26 protein-coding genes are annotated in these 24,168 nt (G+C 61.3%); 11 read left to right on the forward strand and 15 right to left on the reverse strand.

The annotated features are described in order from the left end of the window. Positions 1-37: 37 nt before the first annotated feature. Positions 38-772, forward strand: a complete 735-nt coding sequence (locus tag NMAG_RS16345; protein WP_004267884.1) for an SDR family oxidoreductase — start codon at positions 38-40, stop codon at positions 770-772. Between the two features lie 171 nt (positions 773-943). Here NMAG_RS16345 and NMAG_RS16350 read toward each other — a convergent pair whose 3' ends face one another. Continuing rightward, positions 944-1,300 carry a hypothetical protein gene (locus NMAG_RS16350; protein WP_004267883.1) on the reverse strand — a complete coding sequence of 119 codons (357 nt, stop codon included), beginning with the start codon at positions 1,298-1,300 and terminating at the stop codon, positions 944-946. Between the two features lie 164 nt (positions 1,301-1,464). Next, positions 1,465-2,820 (reverse strand): type I glutamate--ammonia ligase, encoded by a 1,356-nt coding sequence (gene glnA, locus NMAG_RS16355; RefSeq protein ID WP_004267882.1) that lies wholly within the window; start codon positions 2,818-2,820, stop codon positions 1,465-1,467. Positions 2,821-3,219: 399 nt separating this feature from the next. On the opposite strand from glnA, the gene NMAG_RS16360 reads away from it, so the two are divergent. Further along, positions 3,220-3,591, forward strand: coding sequence for a thioredoxin family protein (locus NMAG_RS16360; protein WP_004267881.1), 372 nt, complete (start codon positions 3,220-3,222; stop codon positions 3,589-3,591). Between the two features lie 68 nt (positions 3,592-3,659). Here the strand turns inward: NMAG_RS16360 and NMAG_RS16365 are convergent, their stop codons facing one another. Both NMAG_RS16365 and NMAG_RS16370 read right to left on the reverse strand, forming a co-directional pair. Further along, positions 3,660-4,307, reverse strand: a complete 648-nt coding sequence (locus NMAG_RS16365) for a hypothetical protein (RefSeq protein WP_004267880.1) — start codon at positions 4,305-4,307, stop codon at positions 3,660-3,662. A 115-nt stretch (positions 4,308-4,422) separates the two neighbouring features. Beyond that, positions 4,423-4,830, reverse strand: a complete 408-nt coding sequence (locus tag NMAG_RS16370; RefSeq protein ID WP_004267879.1) for a hypothetical protein — start codon at positions 4,828-4,830, stop codon at positions 4,423-4,425. 555 nt (positions 4,831-5,385) lie between these two features. On the opposite strand from NMAG_RS16370, the gene NMAG_RS22210 reads away from it, so the two are divergent. After that, the gene (locus NMAG_RS22210) at positions 5,386-5,544 is read left to right on the forward strand and encodes a hypothetical protein (RefSeq protein WP_160165664.1); all 159 of its coding nucleotides are present in this window, start codon (positions 5,386-5,388) and stop codon (positions 5,542-5,544) included. A 26-nt stretch (positions 5,545-5,570) separates the two neighbouring features. Here the strand turns inward: NMAG_RS22210 and NMAG_RS16375 are convergent, their stop codons facing one another. Together NMAG_RS16375 and NMAG_RS16380 are read right to left on the reverse strand one after the other, a co-directional pair. Beyond that, complete coding sequence (locus NMAG_RS16375; protein ID WP_004267878.1) at positions 5,571-5,786, reverse strand: hypothetical protein; 216 nt, start codon at positions 5,784-5,786, stop codon at positions 5,571-5,573. A 94-nt stretch (positions 5,787-5,880) separates the two neighbouring features. Further along, complete coding sequence (locus tag NMAG_RS16380) at positions 5,881-6,969, reverse strand: hypothetical protein (protein WP_012996830.1); 1,089 nt, start codon at positions 6,967-6,969, stop codon at positions 5,881-5,883. Positions 6,970-7,373: 404 nt separating this feature from the next. Here NMAG_RS16380 and NMAG_RS16385 point away from each other — a divergent pair, with 404 nt between their 5' ends. From NMAG_RS16385 to NMAG_RS16400, 4 genes are all read left to right on the forward strand, one after another. Then, positions 7,374-10,238, forward strand: a complete 2,865-nt coding sequence (locus NMAG_RS16385; protein ID WP_004267876.1) for a DEAD/DEAH box helicase — start codon at positions 7,374-7,376, stop codon at positions 10,236-10,238. Positions 10,239-10,314: 76 nt separating this feature from the next. Next, a complete protein-coding gene (locus tag NMAG_RS16390) occupies positions 10,315-10,704 on the forward strand; it encodes a response regulator (RefSeq protein WP_004267875.1) in 390 nt (129 codons plus the stop codon). Between the two features lie 41 nt (positions 10,705-10,745). Then, on the forward strand, positions 10,746-11,393 hold the full coding sequence (locus NMAG_RS16395) for a protein sorting system archaetidylserine decarboxylase (RefSeq protein ID WP_004267873.1): 648 nt from the start codon (positions 10,746-10,748) through the stop codon (positions 11,391-11,393). A gap of 326 nt (positions 11,394-11,719) precedes the next feature. Next, a complete protein-coding gene (locus NMAG_RS16400; protein ID WP_004267867.1) occupies positions 11,720-14,011 on the forward strand; it encodes a catalase in 2,292 nt (763 codons plus the stop codon). A gap of 84 nt (positions 14,012-14,095) precedes the next feature. On the opposite strand, the gene NMAG_RS16405 is transcribed toward NMAG_RS16400, so the two are convergent. Beyond that, on the reverse strand, positions 14,096-16,336 hold the full coding sequence (locus NMAG_RS16405; RefSeq protein WP_004267866.1) for an AAA family ATPase: 2,241 nt from the start codon (positions 16,334-16,336) through the stop codon (positions 14,096-14,098). A 189-nt stretch (positions 16,337-16,525) separates the two neighbouring features. Here NMAG_RS16405 and NMAG_RS22665 point away from each other — a divergent pair, with 189 nt between their 5' ends. Continuing rightward, the gene (locus NMAG_RS22665; RefSeq protein WP_004267865.1) at positions 16,526-16,660 is read left to right on the forward strand and encodes a DUF7128 family protein; all 135 of its coding nucleotides are present in this window, start codon (positions 16,526-16,528) and stop codon (positions 16,658-16,660) included. A 52-nt stretch (positions 16,661-16,712) separates the two neighbouring features. Here the strand turns inward: NMAG_RS22665 and NMAG_RS16415 are convergent, their stop codons facing one another. Further along, entirely contained in the window at positions 16,713-16,958 is a 246-nt protein-coding gene (locus NMAG_RS16415; RefSeq protein ID WP_004267864.1) for a DUF7508 domain-containing protein, read from the reverse strand. Between the two features lies 1 nt (position 16,959). After that, positions 16,960-17,400 (reverse strand): DUF5796 family protein, encoded by a 441-nt coding sequence (locus NMAG_RS16420; protein ID WP_004267863.1) that lies wholly within the window; start codon positions 17,398-17,400, stop codon positions 16,960-16,962. 585 nt (positions 17,401-17,985) lie between these two features. On the opposite strand from NMAG_RS16420, the gene NMAG_RS16425 reads away from it, so the two are divergent. Then, on the forward strand, positions 17,986-18,915 hold the full coding sequence (locus tag NMAG_RS16425) for a shikimate kinase (protein ID WP_004267862.1): 930 nt from the start codon (positions 17,986-17,988) through the stop codon (positions 18,913-18,915). A gap of 55 nt (positions 18,916-18,970) precedes the next feature. Then, entirely contained in the window at positions 18,971-19,297 is a 327-nt protein-coding gene (locus tag NMAG_RS16430) for a chorismate mutase (RefSeq protein WP_004267861.1), read from the forward strand. 460 nt (positions 19,298-19,757) lie between these two features. Here the strand turns inward: NMAG_RS16430 and NMAG_RS16440 are convergent, their stop codons facing one another. From NMAG_RS16440 to NMAG_RS16455, 4 genes are all read right to left on the reverse strand, one after another. Next, complete coding sequence (locus NMAG_RS16440; RefSeq protein ID WP_004267859.1) at positions 19,758-20,111, reverse strand: type II toxin-antitoxin system PemK/MazF family toxin; 354 nt, start codon at positions 20,109-20,111, stop codon at positions 19,758-19,760. Next, positions 20,108-20,347 (reverse strand): hypothetical protein, encoded by a 240-nt coding sequence (locus NMAG_RS16445; RefSeq protein ID WP_004267858.1) that lies wholly within the window; start codon positions 20,345-20,347, stop codon positions 20,108-20,110. Before NMAG_RS16445 ends, NMAG_RS16440 begins: the two co-directional genes overlap by 4 nt. Positions 20,348-20,489: 142 nt before the next feature. Beyond that, the gene (locus NMAG_RS16450) at positions 20,490-20,873 is read right to left on the reverse strand and encodes a PIN domain-containing protein (protein ID WP_004267857.1); all 384 of its coding nucleotides are present in this window, start codon (positions 20,871-20,873) and stop codon (positions 20,490-20,492) included. Continuing rightward, complete coding sequence (locus NMAG_RS16455) at positions 20,870-21,115, reverse strand: hypothetical protein (protein WP_004267856.1); 246 nt, start codon at positions 21,113-21,115, stop codon at positions 20,870-20,872. Before NMAG_RS16455 ends, NMAG_RS16450 begins: the two co-directional genes overlap by 4 nt. A gap of 272 nt (positions 21,116-21,387) precedes the next feature. On the opposite strand from NMAG_RS16455, the gene NMAG_RS16460 reads away from it, so the two are divergent. Then, positions 21,388-21,969 carry a flavodoxin domain-containing protein gene (locus NMAG_RS16460; protein ID WP_004267855.1) on the forward strand — a complete coding sequence of 194 codons (582 nt, stop codon included), beginning with the start codon at positions 21,388-21,390 and terminating at the stop codon, positions 21,967-21,969. A 364-nt stretch (positions 21,970-22,333) separates the two neighbouring features. On the opposite strand, the gene NMAG_RS16465 is transcribed toward NMAG_RS16460, so the two are convergent. Beyond that, a complete protein-coding gene (locus tag NMAG_RS16465) occupies positions 22,334-23,176 on the reverse strand; it encodes a DUF5694 domain-containing protein (protein ID WP_004267853.1) in 843 nt (280 codons plus the stop codon). A gap of 130 nt (positions 23,177-23,306) precedes the next feature. Next, complete coding sequence (locus tag NMAG_RS16470; protein ID WP_004267852.1) at positions 23,307-24,113, reverse strand: aminoglycoside N(3)-acetyltransferase; 807 nt, start codon at positions 24,111-24,113, stop codon at positions 23,307-23,309. Positions 24,114-24,168 lie beyond the last annotated feature (55 nt).

The following is a 24,168-nucleotide window of genomic DNA, read 5'->3' on the forward strand; positions in this document are numbered from 1 at the left end:
ACCTAGATTCATCCCGCCGCTCGTTGGAGTCTGTTCCATGTCGCCACAGCATACTGCCGACGTCGACTTCACGGATAGGGTCGCAATCGTCACCGGCGCGAGTGGGGCGCTCGGAAGCGCCGTCGTCGAACGATTCCGTGCAGACGGTGCGACCGTCTGTGCAGTCGATATCGTCACACCCGACGAGGAGGACAGCCTGCTCGAGCAAGAGCCAGCAGAAACGTCGGAGTTGGAGTTCTACGAGGCAAATCTGACCGACGAGGCGGATGTCTCTGCCGTGATCTCACAGATCGTCGACGATCACGGCCGAATCGATCACCTGCTGAACATCGCCGGTACCTGGCGCGGCGGCGACCCCATCGAGGACACCGATCTCGACGAGTTCGAACTACTGCTCGACGTGAACCTGAAATCGGCGTTTCTCATGTCGAAATATGCGCTCCCACACCTACAAGACAGCGAGGGATCGATCGTCAGCGTCAGCGCTCGCGCGGCACTCGAGGGCGGCGAGGGCGACGGCCCCTATCGGATCACGAAAGCAGGGATCAAACTGCTCACCGAGACGCTCGCGGCGGAGAATCGAGGCACCGTTCGGGCGAACTGCGTGCTCCCGAGTGTGATCGATACGCCGATGAATCGAGAGATGATGGCCGACGCGGATCACGACTCGTGGGTCGAACCCGGTGAAATCGCGTCCATGATGGCGTTTCTCTGCAGCGATGGGGCGGCAGCCACGAGCGGGGCGGCGGTGCCGGTATACGGCGAAGCCTGAGACGGATTGCTGTCCCGATTTCCCGGCGGTGAGTCGAACCGTGTGAGACGAGTCTCGGTGGGGGAGTGCAGCGAGTCCACCGCTGCAACCGCGACCCATGCGGCGGTTGCGGCGGAACTGACGTACAGGAAACCGTAAGAGTTGATACCCGATTCGCGACCACACATCCGGCTACTCGTCTGCGAGTCGGACGGTTTCTGACTTGATTTCGTCGTCCTCGCGCCACTGATAGTACCGGTATCGCTCGCCCGCAATCTCGACCACGGAGACGGCTGCACGCTCCGGAACGGACGGTGGCGACTCCGAGGGCGGCTCCGACGGCGGGTGCTGAGACGTGGACGTGGACGTGGATGTGGACGAGGACGAGGACGAAGCATCAGCAGCTGCCGATTCTTTCCACTCCGCAAACGACAGCGCATACTCTGCGACCGACAGCAACGTCTCGCTGTCGTGGGACTCGAGTGCCTCGACAAGTTCATCGTCGAGTGCGGCTGGTGGCTGCGGGGGAGTGGGGTCGTGTTCAGTCACGGGTTTGCTCTCACCGACGAGTGGGCGGACGAGCCCAAAACAGTCTCCGGTCTCGACTCGGTCGCAGCCCGGGTCTGGGTCGAAAGGAAAAGTAAATCAAGTGCCACAGAGCTGAACGCCACAGGGTGCAGACGACTCCCCGAGATCAGACCACTGGGAGCGGCTCAGAACGTCTCGAGGTAGCGGTCGAGTTCCCACTGGGAGACGTCGATCAGGTACTCCTCGAACTCCTGGCGCTTTGCCTCGACGAACTTCGGTCCGACGTGCTCGCCGAGTGCGCTGTAGATTGCCTCGTCCTCTTCGAGTGCGTCGACAGCTTCGCCGAGGTTCGACGGCAGCGTGTCGATGCCGTACTCTTCGCGCTTGTGCTCGTCGAACTCGTAGATGTTCTCACGCACTGGGTCGGGACACTCGAGATCGTTCTCGATGCCGTTCAGTCCGGCGTGGATCATAACCGCGATGGCGAGGTACGGGTTACACGATGGGTCGGGCGAGCGCAGTTCGACGCGCGAGGCGGCCGGAACGCGGGCAGCCGGCTTGCGGATCAGCGCCGAGCGGTTGCGGTCGGACCAGGCGACGTAGACAGGAGCTTCGTAGCCCGGAACGAGGCGTTTGTAGCTGTTGACAGTCGGGTTCGCGACGGCGGTGATTGCCGGTGCGTGCTCCAGGATACCAGCGAGGAACGAGTGCGCAGTGTCTGAGAGGTCGAACTCGTCGTCGCTGTCGTGGAACGCGTTCTCACCGTCCTCGGTGAACAGTGAGAGGTGCGTGTGCATCCCCGAGCCGTTGATCTTCGGAATCGGCTTTGGCATGAACGTCGCGTGGTAGTCGTGCTGGGCGGCGATTGCGCGGACGACCGTCCGGAACGTTCCAACGTTGTCCGCGGTCGTCAGCGCGTCGTCGTACTCGAAGTTGATCTCGTGCTGGCCCTCCGCAACCTCGTGGTGGCTGGCTTCGACTTCGAAGCCCATGCTCTCGAGGCCGTAGATGATATCGCGGCGAACGTCGCTCGCGAGGTCCTTCGGCGCGAGGTCGAAGTAGCCGCCGGCGTCGTTCGTTTTCGTCGTCGCGCGACCTTCCTCGTCCTCCTCGAAGAGGAAGAACTCCGGTTCTGGCGCGGCGTTGACCGTATAGCCCATCTCCTTGGCGCGTTCGAGTGCGTTCTTCAGCACGTAGCGTGGGTCGCCCTCGAACGGTTCGCCCGTCGAGGTATCGTAGACGTCACAGATCATCCGGGCTGCTGCGCTATCCTCGTCGTTGCGCCACGGGAGAATCGCGAACGTTTCCGGGTCCGGCTTGAGACGCATGTCCGATTCCTGAATGCGGACGAAGCCCTCGATCGAGGAGCCGTCGAAGTAAATACCCTCTGTGAACGCCTTCTCGGCCTGACGGGCCGGGACGGAGACGTTCTTGACCGTTCCCAGGATGTCCGTAAACTGCAGTCGGAGGAAGTCGACGTCCTCTGACTCGATTTTCTCCAGTACCGATTCTTCCGTTGAGGTCAGGTTCCCATCTGTCATCTTCTACTCGGTTCAGACAACTACTTCCACTACTAAAGCTCTACTGTTGTGGGCGAATATACTGAGAACGAGCGGATAGTGTATGATTGTCCAAATAGATTGTTGATCAGTAGAGAGAGCGATACTGGACTGGCAACAATTGCACGCCGAGTGGAAGAACGTGTGAGTCGAGGGTTCACCTCGCATACGTTCATGCAGACACCATGCGAGTTCCTCACTGCTCGAGTGCACGTGTGCACCGCGTTCGATCGGACACCAACTTGACGCCGACCCGCAACTGATGCCTCACAGTCTCCCTCCCACTTCTCCCACTCCTCCTACTCCCTCCACTCCAACCACACCAACCACTCCAACCACCACAGCCGCCAGTTGTTTCGCACTTCAGCCCCACTCTCCAGTATGGACGACCAGACATCGACACCGACGCCGACACCGATACCGGTCCACCTCGACGACGGCGACGCACTCGAGTCCTTCGTCGCGAGTCACGGAACGTGCCTCGTCGAGTTCTACACGAAGGGGTGCTCGCTGTGTCAGGCGATGGAGTCGGTGCTCGGCAACGTTGCACGGTCAACGGGCGTCTCCGTCGGGATGATGAATCCAAGAGACGATCCCGAACTGATCGAGCGGTTCGGCGTTCGGTCGGTGCCGAAGTTCGTGGTATTTCACGACGGAGAGCAGGTCGCGAGCCGCGCGGATGGGTTCCTGGGTGGTGACGAACTGACTGCATTTCTCGAGACGCACGCGCCCGCGATGGACGAGCGTGCGTAACTACAAGCGAGCGTAACCCGGGTGCGTAACTGCACACCTGCGAAGCGACGTAGCAGAACCGATCGAGGTTAGTTGTCTCGAGTATCGGTATCGGCACTGCTGTCGGTATCTTCGCCTGCATTAGAGTCGGCGTTTCTATCGGTGGCATCGGCAGCGTCGATAGTACCAACAACATCAGCAGCGCCGGCTTCGACGTCGTCTTTACTGACGGCTCCCTCGGCAGACTCCTCGCCGCTAGTCTCCGACCCATCCTCACTCTCCGACTCGTCGTCAGCCTCGCCCTCCGTACCATCATCACCGAGTTCAGCCAGTTCGACCTCGCCCGCGAGAACCTGCTCGCCGAGATCTGTGATATCGTAGACGCCAGGCATATGCTTCATCAGGAGCCCACGCTTGGTGAGTTCGCGACAGCGGTAGGCCGCATGGGGACCGCGACAGACGTCTTCACCAGCGATCTGATCGGGGGAGAAGTACTCTTCGCGACCGATGTACTCGAGTACTGTTTCATCGATTGGGTCGATCCAGTCTGCGTCGGTAGTATCGGCGGTGTCGTCAGTGTCGTCAGTGTCGACAGTACCGGACGTGTCGGCGGTTCCGGCGGTGTCGGTAGCGTTGGCTGCGTCGGCCGGTTTAGTTTCGGTGCGATTTCCATCTCCGTTGCCAGTGCTATCGCCATCTCCCTTTCCGTCTCTGTCTCCGTTTCCGGCTGCAGTCATAGTCGGCAGTACTCGTTCGTGGGCCAAGAAAGAATTGATCGGACGAGTGTAACGGTGACAGGTGGCCAGAGGCGGCTTCTGGAGGGTGCTGACACCGTGTGCGCTCGCGGCTCGCTCAGCTGGTACTGTAGTCGACGTGAACGTGCGGTGCGGCACTCGGCGAAAGGCCGGTGATACCGCGGTCGACGAAGGTGACATCGGTGAGGTCACCCGTAAACTCGAACTCGACGGTGCCGTCTTCGATGGTACCCTCAACTGTCGATCCGGAAAGCACGGACGTGTCGGTCGTCGCCGTTGCGTCGCAGCCCTCGATGCGTCCTTCGACCGTAATCTCGAAACTCGTTGGAACGCCGCGGCCGATGATCGTCAGCGTTCGACTGGAGCCGTCGGACGCGCCAGTTGCGACGATGGTCGCCGGCGATGGGTCAGTCGTCGCCGCTGGCGTTTCGGGGTAGCTACCCTGTACTGGCTCTCCGAGCGGGGTGTGTTCGTCTCGCACCACATCAGCATCATCCTGTGCCATACCCTTCGAAAGCAGGGTAATTACTCATAAATCTTCCCACTGAATTATCGGCACGGCTAATTGAATGTTTTCCCGTCTTACTGGTTCTGTATGGGGATACTCTGTGCGTAAGGACAAACAGAAGGTAGTGATAGAGAGACAACGGAGACCACAAAATCGCCAGGGAGGAATACGATCACGATGGATGCTGATGAGAGATTCGCTCAGCGATTGTACTCGGAACCGGCGTTCCGCAGTCGGTGCACTTCCAACTCCGTGAGACCGTCCCCGATTCCTTCTGGAGGTCCTGTCTGTACTGTAGGCGAGCACCACACTGGCACGTGTACGTCGTTCGGGACATGGGACGTTCAAATCAGCGTGCTGGCACCGACGAGACGGTAACAACCGGACCGAGCACGCGACGGTCGTGCTAACAGCCAGTCGCCAGTCGCCAGTCGCCAGTCGCCAGTCGATCGTCGGGACCTACTCAGAGGCGAATAGGCTCCACTCCGAAATGACGGCATGGGTTTCGATCTCAAGCCGCGGACTCGTCCCCGCAGGGATACGAGACGCGCTATGGACTCGAAACGACCCGACGTACAAGTGGACGAACAGCCGGACGAAGAGGGCCGCGTGACGACGACACGAACGGATGACGCCGACAGCGAGTCGGGGTTCCGAGCACGGCTGTCCGCACTGGCTCGTCGACTACACGATGCACTCGTTCGGCGGTGAGGAGACAGAACGTCCGTGCGAGGACGCTACGAGTCCTCGAGAAGGCCAAGTTCGGTCGCAACCAGATCAGCGATCTGATCGGCAATGTCGGGATCAACCTGTGCGATGTCCTCGCCGTCGTGAAGCTGGTCGTTGTGGCGCTCGACTGCGTCTGCAACACTCGAGAGCGGCACACGCGAGGTCGTCTCACAGGCGCTACAGACGATCGGAACCTGTGGGCCGTCCGTGTCGTCGGTCGTCATTTGTCGGCAGTCTCGTGGCAACCGTCATAGGTTCGTTGGTTCGGGCAGTGGGCACGAGACAGTGCGCTGCTGCGTGCAGGCTCGATCTGCGCACTCAGGGCCGCCGCAGGGCGGCAATCAACAGCGCGCCGAGCGCAGCGAGCACCGGCAGGACGCCGAATCCGGGGACGGTATCGGTTGCGCCGTCGTCAGTTCCGTTGGACTCGCTGGAATCATCATTTGTCGAGTCGTCGGCACCATCGTCCGGGTTCTCGTCTCTCTCACCATCAGTATCGACGGCTTCGTCACCGAGTTCTTCGTCTTGATCGACCGGAATGTCGGCATCACCGTCAAGTTGGAGGACGACGACCACCTGTCCGTGTGAGCCGTCAGGGTGGTACGTCCAACCACCGCCAGCCTCCTCGTAGGAGACGGCCGACTCGAGTGGGTCGATATCAGTCTCCCAGGATTCGTGTGGCTGCTCGATGTAGCCGACGAGGTCGATCTGGTCCGCGTGTGGGCCCTCGATTTGGGCTTCTCCGTACTCGACGGTCTCGTCCTCGGGGAGACCGTGCCACTCGATGCAGTGAGAGTCGAGGTAGCCGTCGCCCTGCGGAAGGTCGGCGCTGGTGCCGAACTGGTCGGCGTCGAGCGGTCGGTTGTAATGCTCGGACAGCGGGTACTCGACGACGAACGGATCGACGTCGTCGTGCCAGGACAGCGACTCGCCGGTTGGCACCGTGACGGTCGTGCCGGGAACGGAGGTTCCCTCGACGGGCTGGCCAGCCTCGTTCAACAGCGTGACGCACATTTTTCCGGAGGCATCACCGAGGTAGGGCATCCGATACTCGTCGCGTGGATTGGTGTAGCTGATCCACTCGCCGTCCGGATCTTCCATTTCGAAGTACGGGTCTCCCTCTTCGGGGACCGGTTCGACGACTGCTTCTTCGGAGACGTACACTGTCTCGTCGTCGCTCTCGCTCTCTTGTACCGCTGGTACCGGCTGACCTGTCTCTTCACTTGCACTTGCACTTGCAATTGCACTCGCACTCGCACTCGCGCCGCCGACTGCGCCGACACTCAGCGCGACGACGACGCCGATGAGGAGCACGAGGGCGACGAACGCGATCGAGTGGAGGGATGCAAAGCGGGATCGTCTCGAACGAGTTGGATGAGATGACTGTCTTCGATCTGGAGGTGTCATTGCCGGGGGTTCTGGAACACAGGATGTAGATATAGGTCGCCTACTCCCGGGTAGGACCTGCATACCTGCGGACATGTTCGGTGCTGTGAATCGGGCGCGAGATGGGGAAGGCAGATGGGTGGGGTGAGAGAAGGTGAGATGTAGTGAGGCGAGAGGGAGTGCGGTAAGGTGCGACGGTAGGAGCCGGCGGTAAGATGCGACGGTAAGATGCGGCGATGGGATGCGACGGTAAGATGCGGCGATGGGATGCGACGGTAAGATGCGGCGATGGGATGCGACGCAACGATAAGGCCACCACGAACACCGACTACGACAGAACCAAAGACTGTCCCGAGAGCTGTTCGTACAGTGCTGAGCAGCGCAGAACGTGGCTCTTATGCCTCGCTCGCTCATAGAAACGAGTCATGACTGAGGGGGACGTCGCGGCCTTTTCCCAGCTCGGTACGATGGTTCGCGGGGCGCTCTCCGAGCGCGGGTTCTCGACGCCAACGGCACCACAACGGCTTGCGATTCCGCCGCTCGCCGCCGGCGAGAACACGCTCGTCATTGCCCCCACCGGGAGTGGCAAGACCGAGACCGCCATGCTCCCCGTCTTCGACGACCTCGTCGACGAGCGCCCAGAAGGGTTCGGTGCGCTCTACATCACCCCACTTCGGGCGCTCAACCGCGACATGCTCGACCGACTCGAGTGGTGGGGCGACTTTCTCGACCTCGAGGTCGACGTTCGCCACGGCGACACGACGGACTACCAGCGCAGCAAGCAGGCCGAGGACCCGCCTGACGTGCTCATTACGACGCCCGAAACCGTCCAGGCGATGCTCACCGGTGACCGCCTCCGCGACGCGCTCGCGGACCTCTCACATGTCGTCATCGACGAGGTGCACGAACTCGCGGCCTCAAAGCGCGGCGCGCAGCTTTCGATCGGGCTCGAGCGCCTCCGCGATCTGTCCGGTGGCTTCCAGCGGATCGGGCTCTCCGCGACGGTCGGCGATCCGAGTGAGGTCGGCCAGTTCCTCACCGGCGGTCGGCGCTGTGAAATCCGCGAAATCGACGTCGGGAGCAACGTTGACGTGACCGTTCGCCAGCCCGAGATCCGGCCAGAAGACGAGCAACTCGCCGGCCAACTGATGACCGAGGCCGACACGGCGAGCCACGTCCGACTGATTCGGGACCTCGTCGAGGAACACGAATCCACGCTCATCTTCGTCAATACGCGCCAGACAGCAGAAGCACTGGGATCGCGGTTCACCGAGCTCGACCTCCCCATCGGCGTCCACCACGGCTCGCTCTCAAAAGAAGCCCGAATCGACGTCGAGGATCGGTTCAAGGCGGGCGACCTCGACGGCCTGCTCTGTACGTCCTCGATGGAGCTCGGAATCGACGTCGGCCGGGTCGATCACGTAATCCAGTACAAGAGCCCCCGGCAGGTCGCTCGCCTGCTCCAGCGGATCGGCCGCGCGGGCCACCGACGGGACGAGGTCTCGATTGGGACCATCGTCACGACCCGACCGGACGACACTTTCGAGGCGCTGTCGATCGCCCGCCGCGCTCGCGACGGGGAGGTCGAACCGGCCCGAATCCACGAGGGGAGCCTCGACGTGGTCGCAAATCAGATTCCGGGACTCGTCCACAGCCGCGGCTCAGTGCACGTTCGGGACGCCTACGAGACGATCAGCCGGGCGTATCCGTTCCGTGACCTCGAACTGGAGACGTTCCGCGAAGTTCTCGGCGAACTCCACCGCAATCGAATCGTCTGGTTCGACGAGGGCGAAGACCGCATCGAGACCTCAGGCGGCACCTGGCAGTACGTCTACGCCAACCTCTCGATGATCCCCGACGAGGAGACCTACGAGGTCCACGACATCGCCTCGAGTTCCCAGATTGGAACCTTAGACGAGCGATTCGTCGTCAACTTCGCCCAGCCCGGCGAGGTGTTCATCCAGCGCGGCGAGATGTGGCGTATCGCCGAAATCGACGACGACGAGAGCCGCGTGAAGGTCAGCCCAATCGAGGACCCCGCCGGCGAAGTCCCCTCCTGGATCGGCCAGGAGATTCCGGTCCCCGCGGCGGTCGCACAGGAGGTCGGCGAGATCCGCGCCGTCGCCGAGCCACAACTCGAGGCGGGTGCCGACGCACGCGCCGTCGGTCGCGAACTCTCGGGCCGCTACCCCGGCGACGAGTACACCCTGACCGAGGCCTGCACACAACTCGAACGACAGGTCGATGCTGACGCCGACACCGACGCCGCGGACACCTCGCCGATGCCCATGCCCACCGCAGACCGAATCGTCCTCGAACGACAGGGCAGAACCATCGTTCTCAACGCCTGCTACGGCCACATGGCAAACGAGACGCTCGGTCGCCTCCTCTCGTCGCTGCTCGGCCAGCGTGCCGGCTCCTCGGTCGGCCTCGAGACGGACCCGTACCGGATCGAACTCGAGGTTCCCACGTCGGTCGCGACGAGCGACGTCCTCGAAGTGATCGAAGAGACGGATCCCGACCACGTCCAGGCGATCATCGAACTCGGCCTCAAGAACTCCGACGCGCTCGCCTTCCGCCTGGCGCAGGTCTCGGCCAAGTTCGGCGCGCTCAAGCGCTGGCAAGGTCAGGGTTCGGGCCGGCTTTCGAACGACCGACTGCTCGCCGCACTCGAGGACACCCCGATGTACGAGGAGGCGATTCGGGAGGTGTTCCACGAGGATCTGGATGTCGAGCGAGCGGCAGCAGTGTTAGAAGGGCTGCAGTCGGGCGAGATCGAACTCGTTACTCACCGCGGACGGACACCGGTTGGACAGGGCGGTCGCTCCAGCGGCGGAAAGGAACTGCTCGCGCCGGAGAACGCCGACGCGGGCGTGATCGAGACGGTCAAGGAACGCCTGCAGGACGACCGCGTCATCCTGCTGTGTACCCACTGCACGGAGTGGAAGGCCCGGACGAAAGTAAAGCGCGTCCAGGAGCAGCCGAAGTGCCCCGAGTGTGGCTCGACTCGCATCGCCTCGCTGAACCCGTGGGCCGACGAGGTCGTCCAGGCGGTCCGTGCCGCCGAAAAGGACGACGAACAGGAGCAGATGACCGAACGCGCGTTTCGGGCCGCAAGTCTCGTCCAGAGCCACGGCAAGCAGGCTGTGATCGCGATGGCAGCCCGTGGCGTCGGCCCGCACAACGCCGCCCAGATCATCAACAAGCTTCGAGAGGACGAAACCGAGTTTTACCGGGACATTCTCTCGAAGGAGCGAGAGTACGCTCGGACGCAGGCGTTCTGGGACTGAACGACAGACCTGTCGGCACAAACGATTGAATCTGCAAGAAGAATTATTAGACGAACCTGTGTCACCGGTCTAGTGGATGCCATCTCACAGCGTTCTCCTCGTCGAAGACAGCGAGTTCATCACCGAACACGTCAGCACGGCGCTTGAATCTGCACACGGATTCGACGTCGACGCCGTGACGACCGGCGAGGCGACGCGAGCGACACTCGCGGACGAAGCACAGTCGTTCGACTGCATCGTCTCGAGCTACGAACTGCCCGACGAGACGGGGATCGACCTGGCAGCCTCTCTGGAGGAGGAGTCGGTGCCGTTCGTGCTGTTTACGGGGAACCCACTCGAGCCGCTGGTCGACGAAGCGCTGTCGGCCGGCGTCTCGGCGTTCGTCAGCAAGAGCACGCACGCGACGGGTGAGATGAACGTGTTCGCAAACCGGATTCGACTGGCGATCGAGGCCCACGGCAACTGAGCATCGTAACGACCATACAACTCGCAGGTCTCAGAAGTCGTATGAACTTCGCGCCGGGAGCGTGGAAGTACGCGCTCGTTCCCCTTCTCGCCGCACCGTTCGCGTTCATCTTCAGCGTGACGGCGAGCGTCGTCGCGCTCGCACTCGGCCTCGGGACACTCGCGTTCTTTCGTGATCCCGAGCGGACGCCGCCGGCATCAGGTGTCGTCGCGCCCGCAGACGGCACCGTCTCGGTACTCCGTGAGGAGGGCGACCGCGTTCGCCTCGGCATCTTCATGAACGTCTGGCACGTCCACGTCGTCCGTGCGCCCTTCAGCGGCACCGTCACCGACGTCGAGCACATCGACGGCGCGAACCGTCCCGCTTTCTCCAAGGAATCAGACCGGAACGAACGGGTGCACGTCGAGTTCGAGACCGGCAAAACCGATAATACATATTCTACGCCGTTACCGGCAGACAGCCCCGCCACTGTCACCTTCATCGCCGGCGCGTTCGCCCGCCGCATCCACCCCTACCGCGACCCCGGCGACACCCTCGCTCGCGGCGACCGCCTCGGCCACATCGCATTCGGCAGCCGCGTCGACGTCCTCTTCCCACCGGACGTTAGCCTCGACGACATCGCCGTCGACCCTGGCGACTCGATGACCGCCGGCGAAACCGTGGTGCTCGAGTCCGACCCACTCGAGTAGCTGAGCCAAACCCCAAACTGAAGCCGGCTTGCAGCGTAGTGGCTCGGCTTTATTCTGTTAGTACTGGTCGGTAGGCAGGAAGCGAGCGACTGGCTGACACAGCATCGCTTCGCAGCCATGGGAGACCCAGTGTGCCTGTTCCGTTCGACACCGATCCGATACCGTCGCGATGCGCCCCCGCCGGCGAGCACCAGCGATCCAGCGTACTCCCCCAGTACTCGAGTGGAGGGCGAGCGGTGCTGAGAAGATGGCCGACGGGCGGCCTGACGGATGCCCGATGAGTAGAATTAGGCGAGACTGGGCTCCGAGACCGAGAGCGAGAATACATGCCCGACACACCACACGACGATCAGCCGGACGGTGGAACCGAGCGCGAACACGACCAGCCAGGCGAGCGTGGAGACCCAACAGACGGAGACCAGGACCCGGTCGCCGACGGCGGCTCCGACTCGAGTACGCCTGGGACCAGCGACAGCCACGACGGTGAGATTGACGAGACCAGCAAACACGACCAGCTCGATGAGGTTCGTGAGAATCCCGAGGGAGAGGAGTTGACGAGCGACCACGGTGTCAAGATCAGTGACACGGATAACTCCCTGAAGGCCGGCGAGCGCGGGCCGACGATCATGGAGGACTTCCACTTCCGGGAGAAGATGACCCAGTTCGACCACGAGTCGATCCCGGAGCGCGTGGTCCACGCCCGCGGGACGGGTGCGCACGGCTACTTTCAGCCCTACGAGGACCCGGACTTGGGCGACGAGTACGACGACATAGAGGAGGTGACGAAGGCGAAGGTGCTGACCGATTCTGACCAGAAGACACCGGTTTTCACCCGGTTTTCGACCGTCGTCGGCTCACGTGGGTCCTCGGACACCGTCCGGGACGTCCGTGGCTTCGCGACGAAGTTCTATACGGAGGAGGGCAACTGGGACCTCGTCGGGAACAACATGCCGCCCTTTTTCATCCAGGACGCGATGGAGTTCCCGGACCTCGTCCACGCGATCAAACCCGAACCCGACGACGGGATGCCCCAGGCCTCTGCGGCCCACGACACGTTCTGGGACTTCGCCTCCCTCAAGCCGGAAATCAGCCACATGATCATGTGGGTGCTCTCAGGTCGCGCCCTCCCACGGGCCTACCGGATGATGCAGGGTTTCGGCGTCCACACCTTCCGACTGGTCAACGACGATGGCGAGTCGGTGTTCGTCAAGTTCCACTGGACGCCCGAACTCGGCACCCATCAGCTCGTCTGGGACGAGACGACGAAGCTCTGGGGGAAGAGCTCGGATTTCAACCGAAAAGGGCTCTACGACGTCATCGAGGAGGGGTACGATCCCGAATGGGAACTCGGCATCCAGATCTTCGACGAGGAACAGGCCGAGGAGTTCGACTTCGACGTCCTCGATCCGACGAAGATCGTCCCCGAGACCGAGGTTCCAGTACGGCCGATCGGCAAGATGGTCTTGAACGAAACGCCGGACAACTTCTTCGCCGAAGTAGAGCAGGTCGCGTTCCACCCCGGCAACGTCGTCCCCGGCATCGACTTCTCGAACGACCCGCTCTTGCAGGGCCGGCTGTTCTCCTACCAGGACACCCAGCTCAACCGCTTCGGCAGCGCCAACTGGGACGAAATCCCGATCAACCGGCCCGTCGCCGAACGGCACAACAACCAGCGCGCCGGGTTCATGCGCCAGGAGATCAACGAGGGGAAGGCTTCCTACAAGCCGAACTCGATCGGCGACGACGACCCACAGGAGGTTCCCGAGGAGGAAGGCGGCTACGAACACTACGCCGAGAAAATCTCCGGGAAGAAGATTCGCAATCGCAGCGACAGCTTCGAGGACCACTTTACGCAGGCGCGGCTGTTCTGGAACAGCATGTCCGAGCCCGAAAAACAGAACATCGTCGACGCCGCCCACTTCGAGCTCGGCAAGGTCGATCGCATGGAGATTCGCGAGCGGATGGTCTACGACCTGTTCAACAACGTCGACCACGGGTTCGCGAAACGGGTCGCCGAAGGGATCGGCGTCGAGCCACCCGAATCGCCCGGTGACGAGCTGCCGGACCACGACCGGGAGGATCCGTCGCTCAGCATGGAAAACCGGACCCCAGACACGATCGAGACCCGCAAAATCGCGATGCTAATCGACGATGACTTCGACGACGAACACGTCTCGGAGCTTCGATCGGCACTGGAGGACGAGGGCGCTCGAGTGAAGATCATCTCGAAGGTCCTCGGCGAGAAATCGGGGGCTAACGGTGAGACGGTCGAACCGGACAAACACCACGTCGCGGCGGCCTCGGTTTCGTTCGACGCGGTCCTCGTTCCCGGCGGCAGCGAGAGCGTCGACGCAATGACCCAGCAGGGCGATCCGAAGCACTTCGTCGCCGAGGCGTTCAAACACTACAAGCCAATCGCCGCAGTCGGCGAGGGAACGGAGCTGTTCGAGGCGGTCGACCTGCCGGATACGGATATCGCCGACGATGGCGACCTCGTCTCGGACGCCGGCGTCGTTACCTGTCGGAACGACGATCTGGACGAGTTCGCCGAAAAATTCATCGACGCGATTGCCCAGCACCGCCACTGGGACCGGGATCCGGAAGCAGTCCCAGCGTAGGAATAGCGGCCCCAAGTGTCGAACAGGCGTCCATCACCACGATTTCCGTCTCGGTGGTGGTCGGACGGCGACTCGCCAGCAGTACTAGACGTCCACGTCCTCGCGGGCCGCCTCGAGATGCCGACGCTCGACGACGACCTGGTCCGCCCGCTCGTTCGCTTCCTCGGGGCTGTACTCGTCTGCTACTTCTCGAATCGCCTTCATCGAGGCGTCTCGAACGAGTGCCTCCAGATCCGCGCCGGTGTAGCCTTCGAGTTCACCCGCGAGTTCAGCGAGGTCGACGTCGTCGCCAAGCGGCTTGCCGCGGCTGTGGACCTCGAGAATCTTCTCGCGGGCCGCGTGGTCTGGTTCGCCGACGTAGACGTGGGTGTCGAGTCGGCCCGGCCGCAGCAGAGCGGGGTCGATCTGATCCTTTCGGTTGGTCGCCGCGAGCACGACGAGGTTCGGATTCTCGCGCATGCCGTCGAGTTCGGTGAGCAACTGGCTCACAACGCGTTCGGTCACCTCGTGTCCCTCGCCGCGGGCGGCGGTGATGGCGTCGATTTCGTCGAAGAAGACGATCGAGGGCGCGGCCTGACGGGCGCGCTCGAACACCTTGCGGATGGCTTTCTCGCTCTCGCCGACGTAGCGGTCGATGATTTCGGGGCCGTCGACGCGGACGAAATTAACGTCCGTCTCGCCGGCCAGTGCGCGGGCGAGCAGCGTCTTTCCGGTGCCGGGCGGACCGTGCAGCAGGACACCCGAGGGCGGCTCGGTGTTGGTCTCCTCGAAGAGTTTGTCGTAGGTCAGCGGCCATTCGACGGATTCCCGAAGCGTCTGCTTTGCGGTCTCGAGACCACCAACGTTACCGAAGTTCGTATCGGGCGACTCGGCGACATACTCGCGCATCGCAGAGGGCTCGACCGATGCGAGCGCCTCGTCGAAGTGGCGCTTTTGCACCGTCGGATTCTGGTTCCACGTCGCGAGTTCGTCTTCGTCAGCCGGCCGGTTGCGAATCGCGGCCATCGCAGCTTCGCTCGCGACGGCGTCGAGGTCCGCCCCGACGAAGCCGTGCGTTCGCCGCGCGAGCGCGTCCACGCTGACGTCCTCCGCGAGCGGCATTCCGCGGGTGTGGACCTCGAGGATCTCCTTTCGGCCGGTCTCGTCGGGAACCCCGATCTGAATTTCGCGGTCGAATCGGCCGCCACGCCGGAGTGCCGGGTCGATGCTGTCGACACGGTTCGTCGCCCCGATGACGATGACCTCGCCTCGGGCATCGAGCCCGTCCATCAGCGTCAACAACTGGCCAACGATCCGGTTTTCGGCGTCGCCCTCGTCGTCTCGCGTTCCCGCGATGGAGTCGATTTCGTCGAAGAAGATGATCGTCGGCGCGTTCTCCCTTGCCTCCTCGAAGGTCCGGCGAAGCTGCTCTTCGGACTCCCCCTTGTACTTCGACATGATCTCCGGCCCCGAAATCGTCACGAAATGGGCGTCGACCTCGTTCGCAACCGCGCGAGCGATCAGCGTCTTCCCGGTGCCAGGCGGGCCGTAGAGGAGCACGCCCGAAGGCGGCTCGACACCCAGACGCTGGAACAGCTCCGGCTCTGAAAGCGGCAACTCGATCATCTCGCGGACCAACTCGAGTTCCTCGTCCAGGCCACCGATGTCCTCGTAGGTGACGCCGGAGGGCGAACTCGAGTCGGCGCTGGTCTCGACGGTTTCATCCAGCTCCGCTGGTGGCGTTCCACTCGAGTCGGCCGCCGATTCCGTGTCGGTTGCACTCCCCCCGGACGAAGTGCCGGTCTGGCTCGTGCTGGCAGCACCAGACTGTCCCGCGATACGGACTGTGGTCGAGCCCGTGATCCGAACGTCGCCGTCCGGCGTCGTGTCGACGACGGTGAACGGCTCCTGATCGACGCCTTCGACGCGGATCTGTTCGCCGGTACGAACCGGTCGGTTTCGCAACGTCTTGGTAGCTTCGTGCTCTGCGACCTGGCGCTGGCTGGTGGTGAGTCCCGGTGGCGCGGTCAGCGTCACGCGCTCGGCATCACGGATGGTGGACGTGTCCTTCGTGCGGACGGTGACCGTGTCGCCGACGTGGACGCCCGCGTTGGCGCGGGTGTCGCCGTCGATCTGGATCGCACGCTCGGGAATCGACGGGTCGGCGGGCCACATCTTCGCGACGGTCGTCTTGCCGTTCTCGCCCTCGATGACGATCGTGTCGCCGCTCAGGACGCCCAGTTGTCGCCGGGCCATTTCAGGAATGCGAGCGACGCCGCGGCCAGCGTCGCGCTTCTCGGCTGCTCGTACCGACAGCGTGACGCCGTCGGAATCCGACCCACTCATACCCGGTTCTTTTCGCTGGGAGGTCTTGAGAATTGCCCACTTCTGTGGAGGGATTCGAGTGAGATTGCAGAGGGGCAAGCGGTCGGTCGGCTCGAGTTGAGACGGATCGAACCTGTGTCCCGGCACAGAGTGGCGCGTAGCCAAGCATGCCGGAGAAACGCATTTGGGTGTCGCTGTTGGAACTCCAATATGGTGGTCCAGACCGAACGGGACGACGCCACCTGGTTCGAGTGTGAGACCTGCGGGCTGCTCTTCGACGAGAAGGAAGACGCCGCAGAGCACGAAAAACGATGTGATGGAGAAGAGCCGTCCTACATCCAGTGAGGAGTGCGGACAACGGGTGGCCAGAAGGACACCTACACCTGCAACTGACAACCTACTCGAGTCGGTCCCGATGCTCGTCGGCAAGCTCCCCAGCCTGGTCCAGGGTGTGCGTTTCGGTCCAGCGGACGCGCTCACCGTCGCCGTAGGCGAGTACAGTCTTGAGTTCGTCGCGCAGGACGCCGTGATCGATTGAGAGCACGGTTCCTGACGCGTCGCCGAGTTCGTAGACGCCGGGGCGATTCGGCGCGCTGGCGACGGCGTCGCGGTCGAGTGAGCGCCAGGGTTTCTGGAGTGGCATTTTAGCTGTCCGTTTCCGACTCGGCGACGAGTTCGTAGGCGTGCTCGCTCATCTCGTCCTCGGCGAAGACGAACACTCGCCCGTCGACGAGCGAAAGGTCCGCATCGACCCGGATCGAGTAGGCCTCGGTCGTGACCGTAACGCCCGGGAACAGCACTTCCTCGTCGTCGTCGCTGAGCATGACACGGCCGACGCCAGTTCCCTCGAGAATGTCGTCGTGTGTGTCCCGGTCGTTGACGTAGGTCATGACGCCCTCGACGCCGTCGGGATCAGTGACGAGCACGTGGACGTCCTTGCCCGGCGGCGTTGTGATCGACTCCGCGACGGGCTCTGGCGGTCCATGGTAGAAGACCTCCCGGCCGTCGAGGTACTGGACGACGATGCCACCATCGACGAGGTCGACGGTGATCGTACTCGGGGCGACGTTACTGCGCGCGCTCATTAGTCAGCCGTTCGGTCGGAGGTGGGAAAAGCAGTGCGTTCTCGCTGGTCGTTGTTGTGCTGCAAACAGTGAGCCAGCGGGTACTATCGATGATCGGCTACAGTCACACCCAAGAAGAGACAGAACCCACTCACGACCGACCGTCCCAGCAAAGCGATGGTCCACCTGATTTGGTGAACTCTCAATTACCATGTTCGAATACACTTACCCGGGATGTCAGGTCTGAGAAGACGTGGTGAACTGTAGCTAGCAGTCAGTTATATGAATAGCATTATCTATCAAACGTCTCGTTCACCTGTTTATTCTGGCATGTCGTTTGAGCGGGAGCGGTGCCGAAATAAAAATTTATTGTATATTTTATATAGGATCTGTAGTGACATCTCACATACACGCATCTCTTGATATCAACCGCCGGTCACCTCCTATCGACACGCCATTCGAGGGGCAGCCGTGGTACACGAGCCGTTCCGGCGCTGGTCGGACCCGCTTGGACGTACTCGTGTGGCTATGGGACAGCGTTCCAGTGACACGAGAAGAGTTGTCGGAACCGCCAGCCGTAAATACATTCTCTGAGAGTATGTTCGTATGGATGGTCGCGCCGTCGCACCTGCTGCCGGAACCGTTCTCAACGCGCTCGCAACGGGAACCGGTTCGGCGTTCGCGATCGATCTCGAGACGACTGCGACAGTCGAACTCGAGCAACACGAGAAACTCGCGGAACACGAAATCGACACCGTCGATGGCCACATCGTAGGCCACCCCGACGCCGACACCGACCTCATCGAACGCTGTGTCGAACTCACAATTGCGGCGTTTGCCGCCGACGCCGGACTCGACCCGGAAACTGTCGGCGGTCGCGTCCGAACCGAAAGTGAGGTTCCACTGGCCGCCGGCCTCAAAAGTTCGAGCGCGGCCGCCAACGCGACGGTGCTCGCCACCCTCGACGCACTCGGCGTCGCCGATGCGGTCGACCGAATCGACGCCTGCCGACTCGGCGTCCGTGCCGCCCGCGAAGCCGGTGTCACCGCCACCGGCGCGTTCGACGACGCCAGCGCCAGCATGCTCGGCGGCGTGACGATCACTGACAACACGGGCGACGAACTACTCGCCCGCGAAGCGTTCGACGACGACCTGCAAGCACTCGTCTACACCCCGCCAGAACAGGCCTTCAGCGCCGACGCCGACATCGACGCCTGCAAGCGCGTCGCGCCGATGGCACGCCTGGTCGAAGAACTCGCACTCGACGGCCGCTATGGCGAGGCGATGACCGTCAACGGGTTTGCGTTCTGCGGGGTACTCGAGTTCCCGACGGGACCGATGGTCGAGGCACTCCCGGATGTGAAGGGCGTGTCGCTGTCGGGGACGGGGCCGAGTTACGTTGCGATTGGCGAACAGGAGTCACTCGAAGCCGTCCGCGAACGGTGGGATGATCGCGACGGAACGACGCGGATTTTGCAGTTGCGGACGGATGGAACACGAGTGCAGGACAGGTCCAGGGAGGGCGGAGAGATATGAACTGGCGAGCGGGAAAGCGGAGCGACGAAGTCAACTGACTGAGAGACGAGATAGTATGACTCGAAACACAGCCACAGATGGCGGATCGGAGACGGAGAAACGAACACCGGAGGAGATGGATCTCGAAGAACTCCGTGAGGAAATTCAGACGATTGATCGAGAGATTGTCGAATTGATCGCCCAGCGCACCTACGTCGCGGATACAATCGCGGCGGTCAAAGACGAGAAGGATCTGCCGACGACCGACGAGAAACAAGAAGAGCAGGTGATGGACCGGGCGGGTCGAAACGCAGAGCAGTTCGACGTGGATGCGAACCTCGTGAAAGCGATCTTCCGACTCTTGATCGAGTTGAACAAAGTTGAGCAAAGGAGTACTAGATAAGCACTAAATGGGTTTCTGAGCGTGTTTACGCTACTGATTAGGGTTTCGTAATCTTTCGGTTGCTGTTCAGTTGGTTCGTATTGAACGGATTAAGCAAAAGACCGATCACCAGAACCAGCGGTCACTACACGTGCGAACAGTACGAATCTGTTCCTACGTTTGCTATAAGAAAGATTTCTCTGAATGTCGATAATAGTATGTCCCGAGTCCTCCAGCAACAATAGCAATACTGAGAAAGAGCAGAAGCAGTGGGTGAATACTCATCTGGAACATCGCTACAAGGTACGCGATAGCAAATGAGGTTACGTAAACGAGTACTGCTACGACGAGAACCCGCCCGATTTGGTCGATGAGGTCACGTTGTCTAGTAGTCATTCTCTCAATATTAGTGTGCTGAATGTATATGTTTTGTCACTCGCTGCTGTTCCATGTTTCACCTATACTGATCGCAACGCATACGTCAGTCTAGTCCGAGACTCAGTTTCAACGCCTCGTCCACCGCCTCCATCGTTTCTGTGTCGAGGCTTCCAAGAACTGAGTGAATCCGCTTTTCGATGGAGACGACACGCACCTGGTCGAGACGGATCGAGGAATCTTTCTCAAACGGCGACTTCGCTGCCTCAACAAGAACCTCGAACGGATAACCTCGATACGTTCCCGTCGCAGGTGCAACGATTGTCGTACTGGCATTTTTGTTCCCAACGTCGTTCTGGACGACGACTGCAGGACGAGTCTTTTTCATCTCGTGCCCTTCTGCTGGATCAAGGCGAACGATAACGACGTCACCGCGACGAACCTCCGTATCCTCGCTCATTCATCCAGCCCGTCCCACGCCTCGTCCGATGCTTCGTCCCACTCTTCTGCAAGCTCTTCCGCGCTCTCAGAAGCCTCGCGATACGCGGCAGCCAGTTCGTCCTCGTCAGGATGATCAGATTCTACTTCGACGACGGCGACAGTCACACGTTTGTTCGCATATTCCGTTCCGAGATAGATTCGACCTCGGTCATCGGTCTCGTTCGTTCGGAGGTCCTGAGCATCTACTTTCGTCATGTTACCGTCTTGGATCGACTGCTGAATAAGTGTTGCCCACTATTACCCACGACAGGTATTTTCTGTGACTCGTGCCATGGATTTCATCTACCTGAACAAAGTAGAGCAGCGTAAGAATCGGTAGCACGTGATGGAGATATTGTCATTCATCAGTAGGTTCTAGCGGGACTCGTTCCACCTCGATGTCTTCGTAGTCTTTCTCCGATGAGAGTACGTCCAGCGTCCGAGTTTCTGCAGTCGCGGCGTGGAACGCATCGAACGCCGTCATTCCCTCGTCGTAGTAGTTGACGGCCTTCAGAACGATCTGTCGTTCTTCCTCGTTCCGGACAGGGACGAGTTCGAGCAGATTTGCCACGAGTGGGACGTAATCAAACTCGTACCGTTCTCGGGCGAGAAGGAGTTCGAGATAGGAGAAGGCCGACGTTTCTACGTCGTACTCGTCGAGTGCTTCTTCTGCTGATTGCTGCAACCAGTCTGAGTCTTTGGCGAGCGCGAGTAAAAAGTCGGTTTCGACGTAGACCGTCATCTATCGTCCCCTTTCTCGCGGACCTCAGCTTTCGCTTCTGCTTCGATGTCCGCGCGAATATCGTCGATGGATGCGTCACGTAACTCGCCTGCCGCTTCGCGGACTGCAGCGAGTGGGTCGTCTGCAACCGGAACGAGTTCAATTCTGTCCTCGTACGTGACGATGTGGTACTTCTCCCCGTATTTTTCTCGTACGTCTTTGGGGATGTACAACCTCCCCTGCCCGTCCGTTTCTGCTGACATAGATATGACTATGATGCCATAGACAAAGAATCTTACCACCAATAGGAAATCGATGGTACAGCCCCAGTGTTTCATCTGTTCGCACATTGGATATTATCTATCTGAACAAGGTCGAGCAACGAGAGAATCGGTAACACTCGCCAGAGATATTTCGATAGCGTTCAGCAGCCGATTTTTGGATGGGACTCTCCCTGTTGTCCGCTTGAACAAGGGAGGGCAGATACGTCAGTCCTTTATCCGCGTGGGCGTCGTACGAGAACCGATCACCACCCATGCTATCGCTCCTCATTTACTACGGCACTGGAGAGGGTCAGACGGCCACTGTTGCCGACCGAATCGCCGACGTGCTTCGCAACCGCGGTCACGATGCGACTACGGTCGACGCTGCGGATGGGCTGGGAGATCATGCTCCCGAGTCGTTCGACGCCGTTCTCGTCGGGGCATCGGTCCACATGGGAACGCACCAGTCGACTGTGAGTGAGTTCGTGCGGACCGAACGCGAGGCGCTGGCGTCGCGACCGACCGCGTTCTTCCAGTTGTCGCTTGCCTCAGCCGTCGACGACGACTCAGCACGGGCGGACGCAGCGGAGTACGTCGACGAGTTCCTCGAGAAGACCGACTGGCAGCCGGACCGAATCGGACTCTTCGGTGGCGCGCTTCGGTACTCAAAGTACGGCTTCCTCAAACGGCTCGTGATGAAACGAATCGCGAAGGGGGCGACCGGCGATAGCGATACGTCCCGGGATTACGAGTACACGGACTGGTACGAGGTCGAGGCGTTCACCGCGGATTTCGCTGCGTTCGTCGAGGGGCGGCTCGATACATCAGCCGCCTCCGACCGAACCCAGGAGTAGGACTCAGCGTAGACAGGAGATGGCTCGATCTGACCCTACGTCGCGTTCCAACTATGCTAGCCGCGCTACTCGCAGCGCTCTGGCTCTCGGCGTACTGGCTCTGGAGAATCGCCTCTGGGGATACGTCTTCACCACTGTGTTCCTCGTCAAACTCGCCACGCTCGGCGGCACTATCCTCGCGATGGCCGCTTTCGAGATCCGCACCGGTGACCCATCCCGTGGCCGCAGCTCGTCATCTGCAACGAGGTGACCGCCGCTAGCGTACTACTGACGGTTCGACTCCTGCTCTCGATCGATTCCAGTACGGGGTACTCGAGTACCTCGCCGACACTCGAGACGGACCGAAGCACGTAGCGAGGAGACCCTAGCAGTACGGCAGTGGACTCACTGGACAGAACAGCGGCGCTGTCGCAAACAGATGCCGAAGCACGGGTACGTGTCCGTTGCCGACGAGAAGGAGGACCCGTTCGTCGTCCGGTTCAATCGCCCGCCAGACGTTGTGCACGATTCGGATGTTGCGGTCGTACCAGGTTGAGAGTACTCGAGGGCCGCCGAAGTTGTCGTTCTCTCCCCATCGAAGGTACGCATCGAACAGTGATTCGTCGTTTATGCCGAGTTGCTCCTCTTGGTTCAGCCAGTGGTGGAACTCCGGAATCGTCGATGATTGCAGCTGGGTCGCCATCATTTCCAACTGCTGTTCTGGATCGGACTCGAGTGCACTCTCCTTCTCGTCCGGTTCGAACCCCTGGTCGCGAAGCGATTCGAGCGAGTCGTTTCCAAGCCGTACCGGGTAGTCAACTGGAGACACCTGTTCGTGCGCCAGTTCGTCCGCGACTCGAAAGCCAAGCTGAACGACTTCACTCCGACACTCGGTGTCGGTCTCGTCTCGAAACGGGTGTGGTGGCTCGATTCGTTCTTCTGTATCGTATCGACGCTCGCCGGACCGGTACTCGTCGTAGAGGCTGTTCACCGCCTCGAACCGGTCATATGGCCGTTCGACGGCAATGCGGTCGGCGTTCCAGCGAGCGAGGTCTGTAGCGAAGGACTCGAGTTCGGTCTGTCTCTGTGCGGTGAGTACGTCGTCGCTTTCGAGATTTAGTTCGTCCAGCCTCGGATTGTCCATATGGTACGTCCCGAGGAGCATCACCTGGAGATCCGTCGAGTCGGGGGATGGCCAGCCAGTAGGGGCAGTGTCGGTCTCCGCCATTATGATACTGTTTCACTCTGACACGAAAACAGTTCGGATAGTGAGAAGTCCGCTAATTGGACGCGATCCACGACAGAAACTCGTGATCGGCGTGGGTACGGTGAGTGACGAGTGTGAGCGTGCAGTCACACTACCGATTCGTTTCGAACCACTCCGTCGCGAAGTCGACGAGCGCCGGCTGCTCGAGTAGGGTGGCCGTCGCAGCGCCAACGGCACCCTCGCGATAGTCGTGCTGGGCTTCGAACGCGGCTCCAACCTCGGGGAAATCGTCCGTTGACGTTTCGAGTTCCTCGGTGTCACGAAGGACTCGCTCACCGTCCTCGAGGACCGGCACGGTTGTCGTCGACGTTCCAAGATCGAGGTCAGCACGGTACTCGGCCAGGTGCAGCGACGTGTTTGTACTGTAGTCCGTGCCGAGCATGAGTACGTCACCGTCTCGCTCGTAGACGGACGCGAGCGGGGACTCCTCGCCGAGTCCGTAGTCGAACGGGTGGTCGGCGACGATCTCGTCGGCTGCCGAGCCCCACGCAGCGAACGAGTAGATGGGGTGTGAACTCCGGACGACGCCAGGATAGGTTCGGAAACATTCCGGAATTGCGCCCATGCCTCGCGTCGGTGTCGCGGCTGGCCGAAATGCGGGACGCTCCGTCCGGATCGTCTCGACCCAATCCGACGGAACGGGCGGATTCGACCAGACGGATGGGTCAGTATACTGTGACGTGTGCGTCGGCATCACGAGCGTTCCATCGGGAGTTACGGCGTTCTGGAGCGCCTCGACGACGGCCTGGGCGTCACCTGCAACCCAGCCCAGTGACGAGAGCGAGGAGTGAACGAGGAGGGTCTGTCCCGGCTCTACGCCCAGATCGCGCAGTTCTTCGGTTAGCGACGAGATCGTACACGGCTCCTGCACGCGATCGATGGCGTCTGCTTCGCCCATAGCTGTCACTACCGAGGAGTCATTGTAATTTCTCCGATTATACGTTGGAACGAAG

The organism is Natrialba magadii ATCC 43099, assembly GCF_000025625.1.
GTDB classification, from domain to species: Archaea; Halobacteriota; Halobacteria; order Halobacteriales; family Natrialbaceae; genus Natrialba; species Natrialba magadii.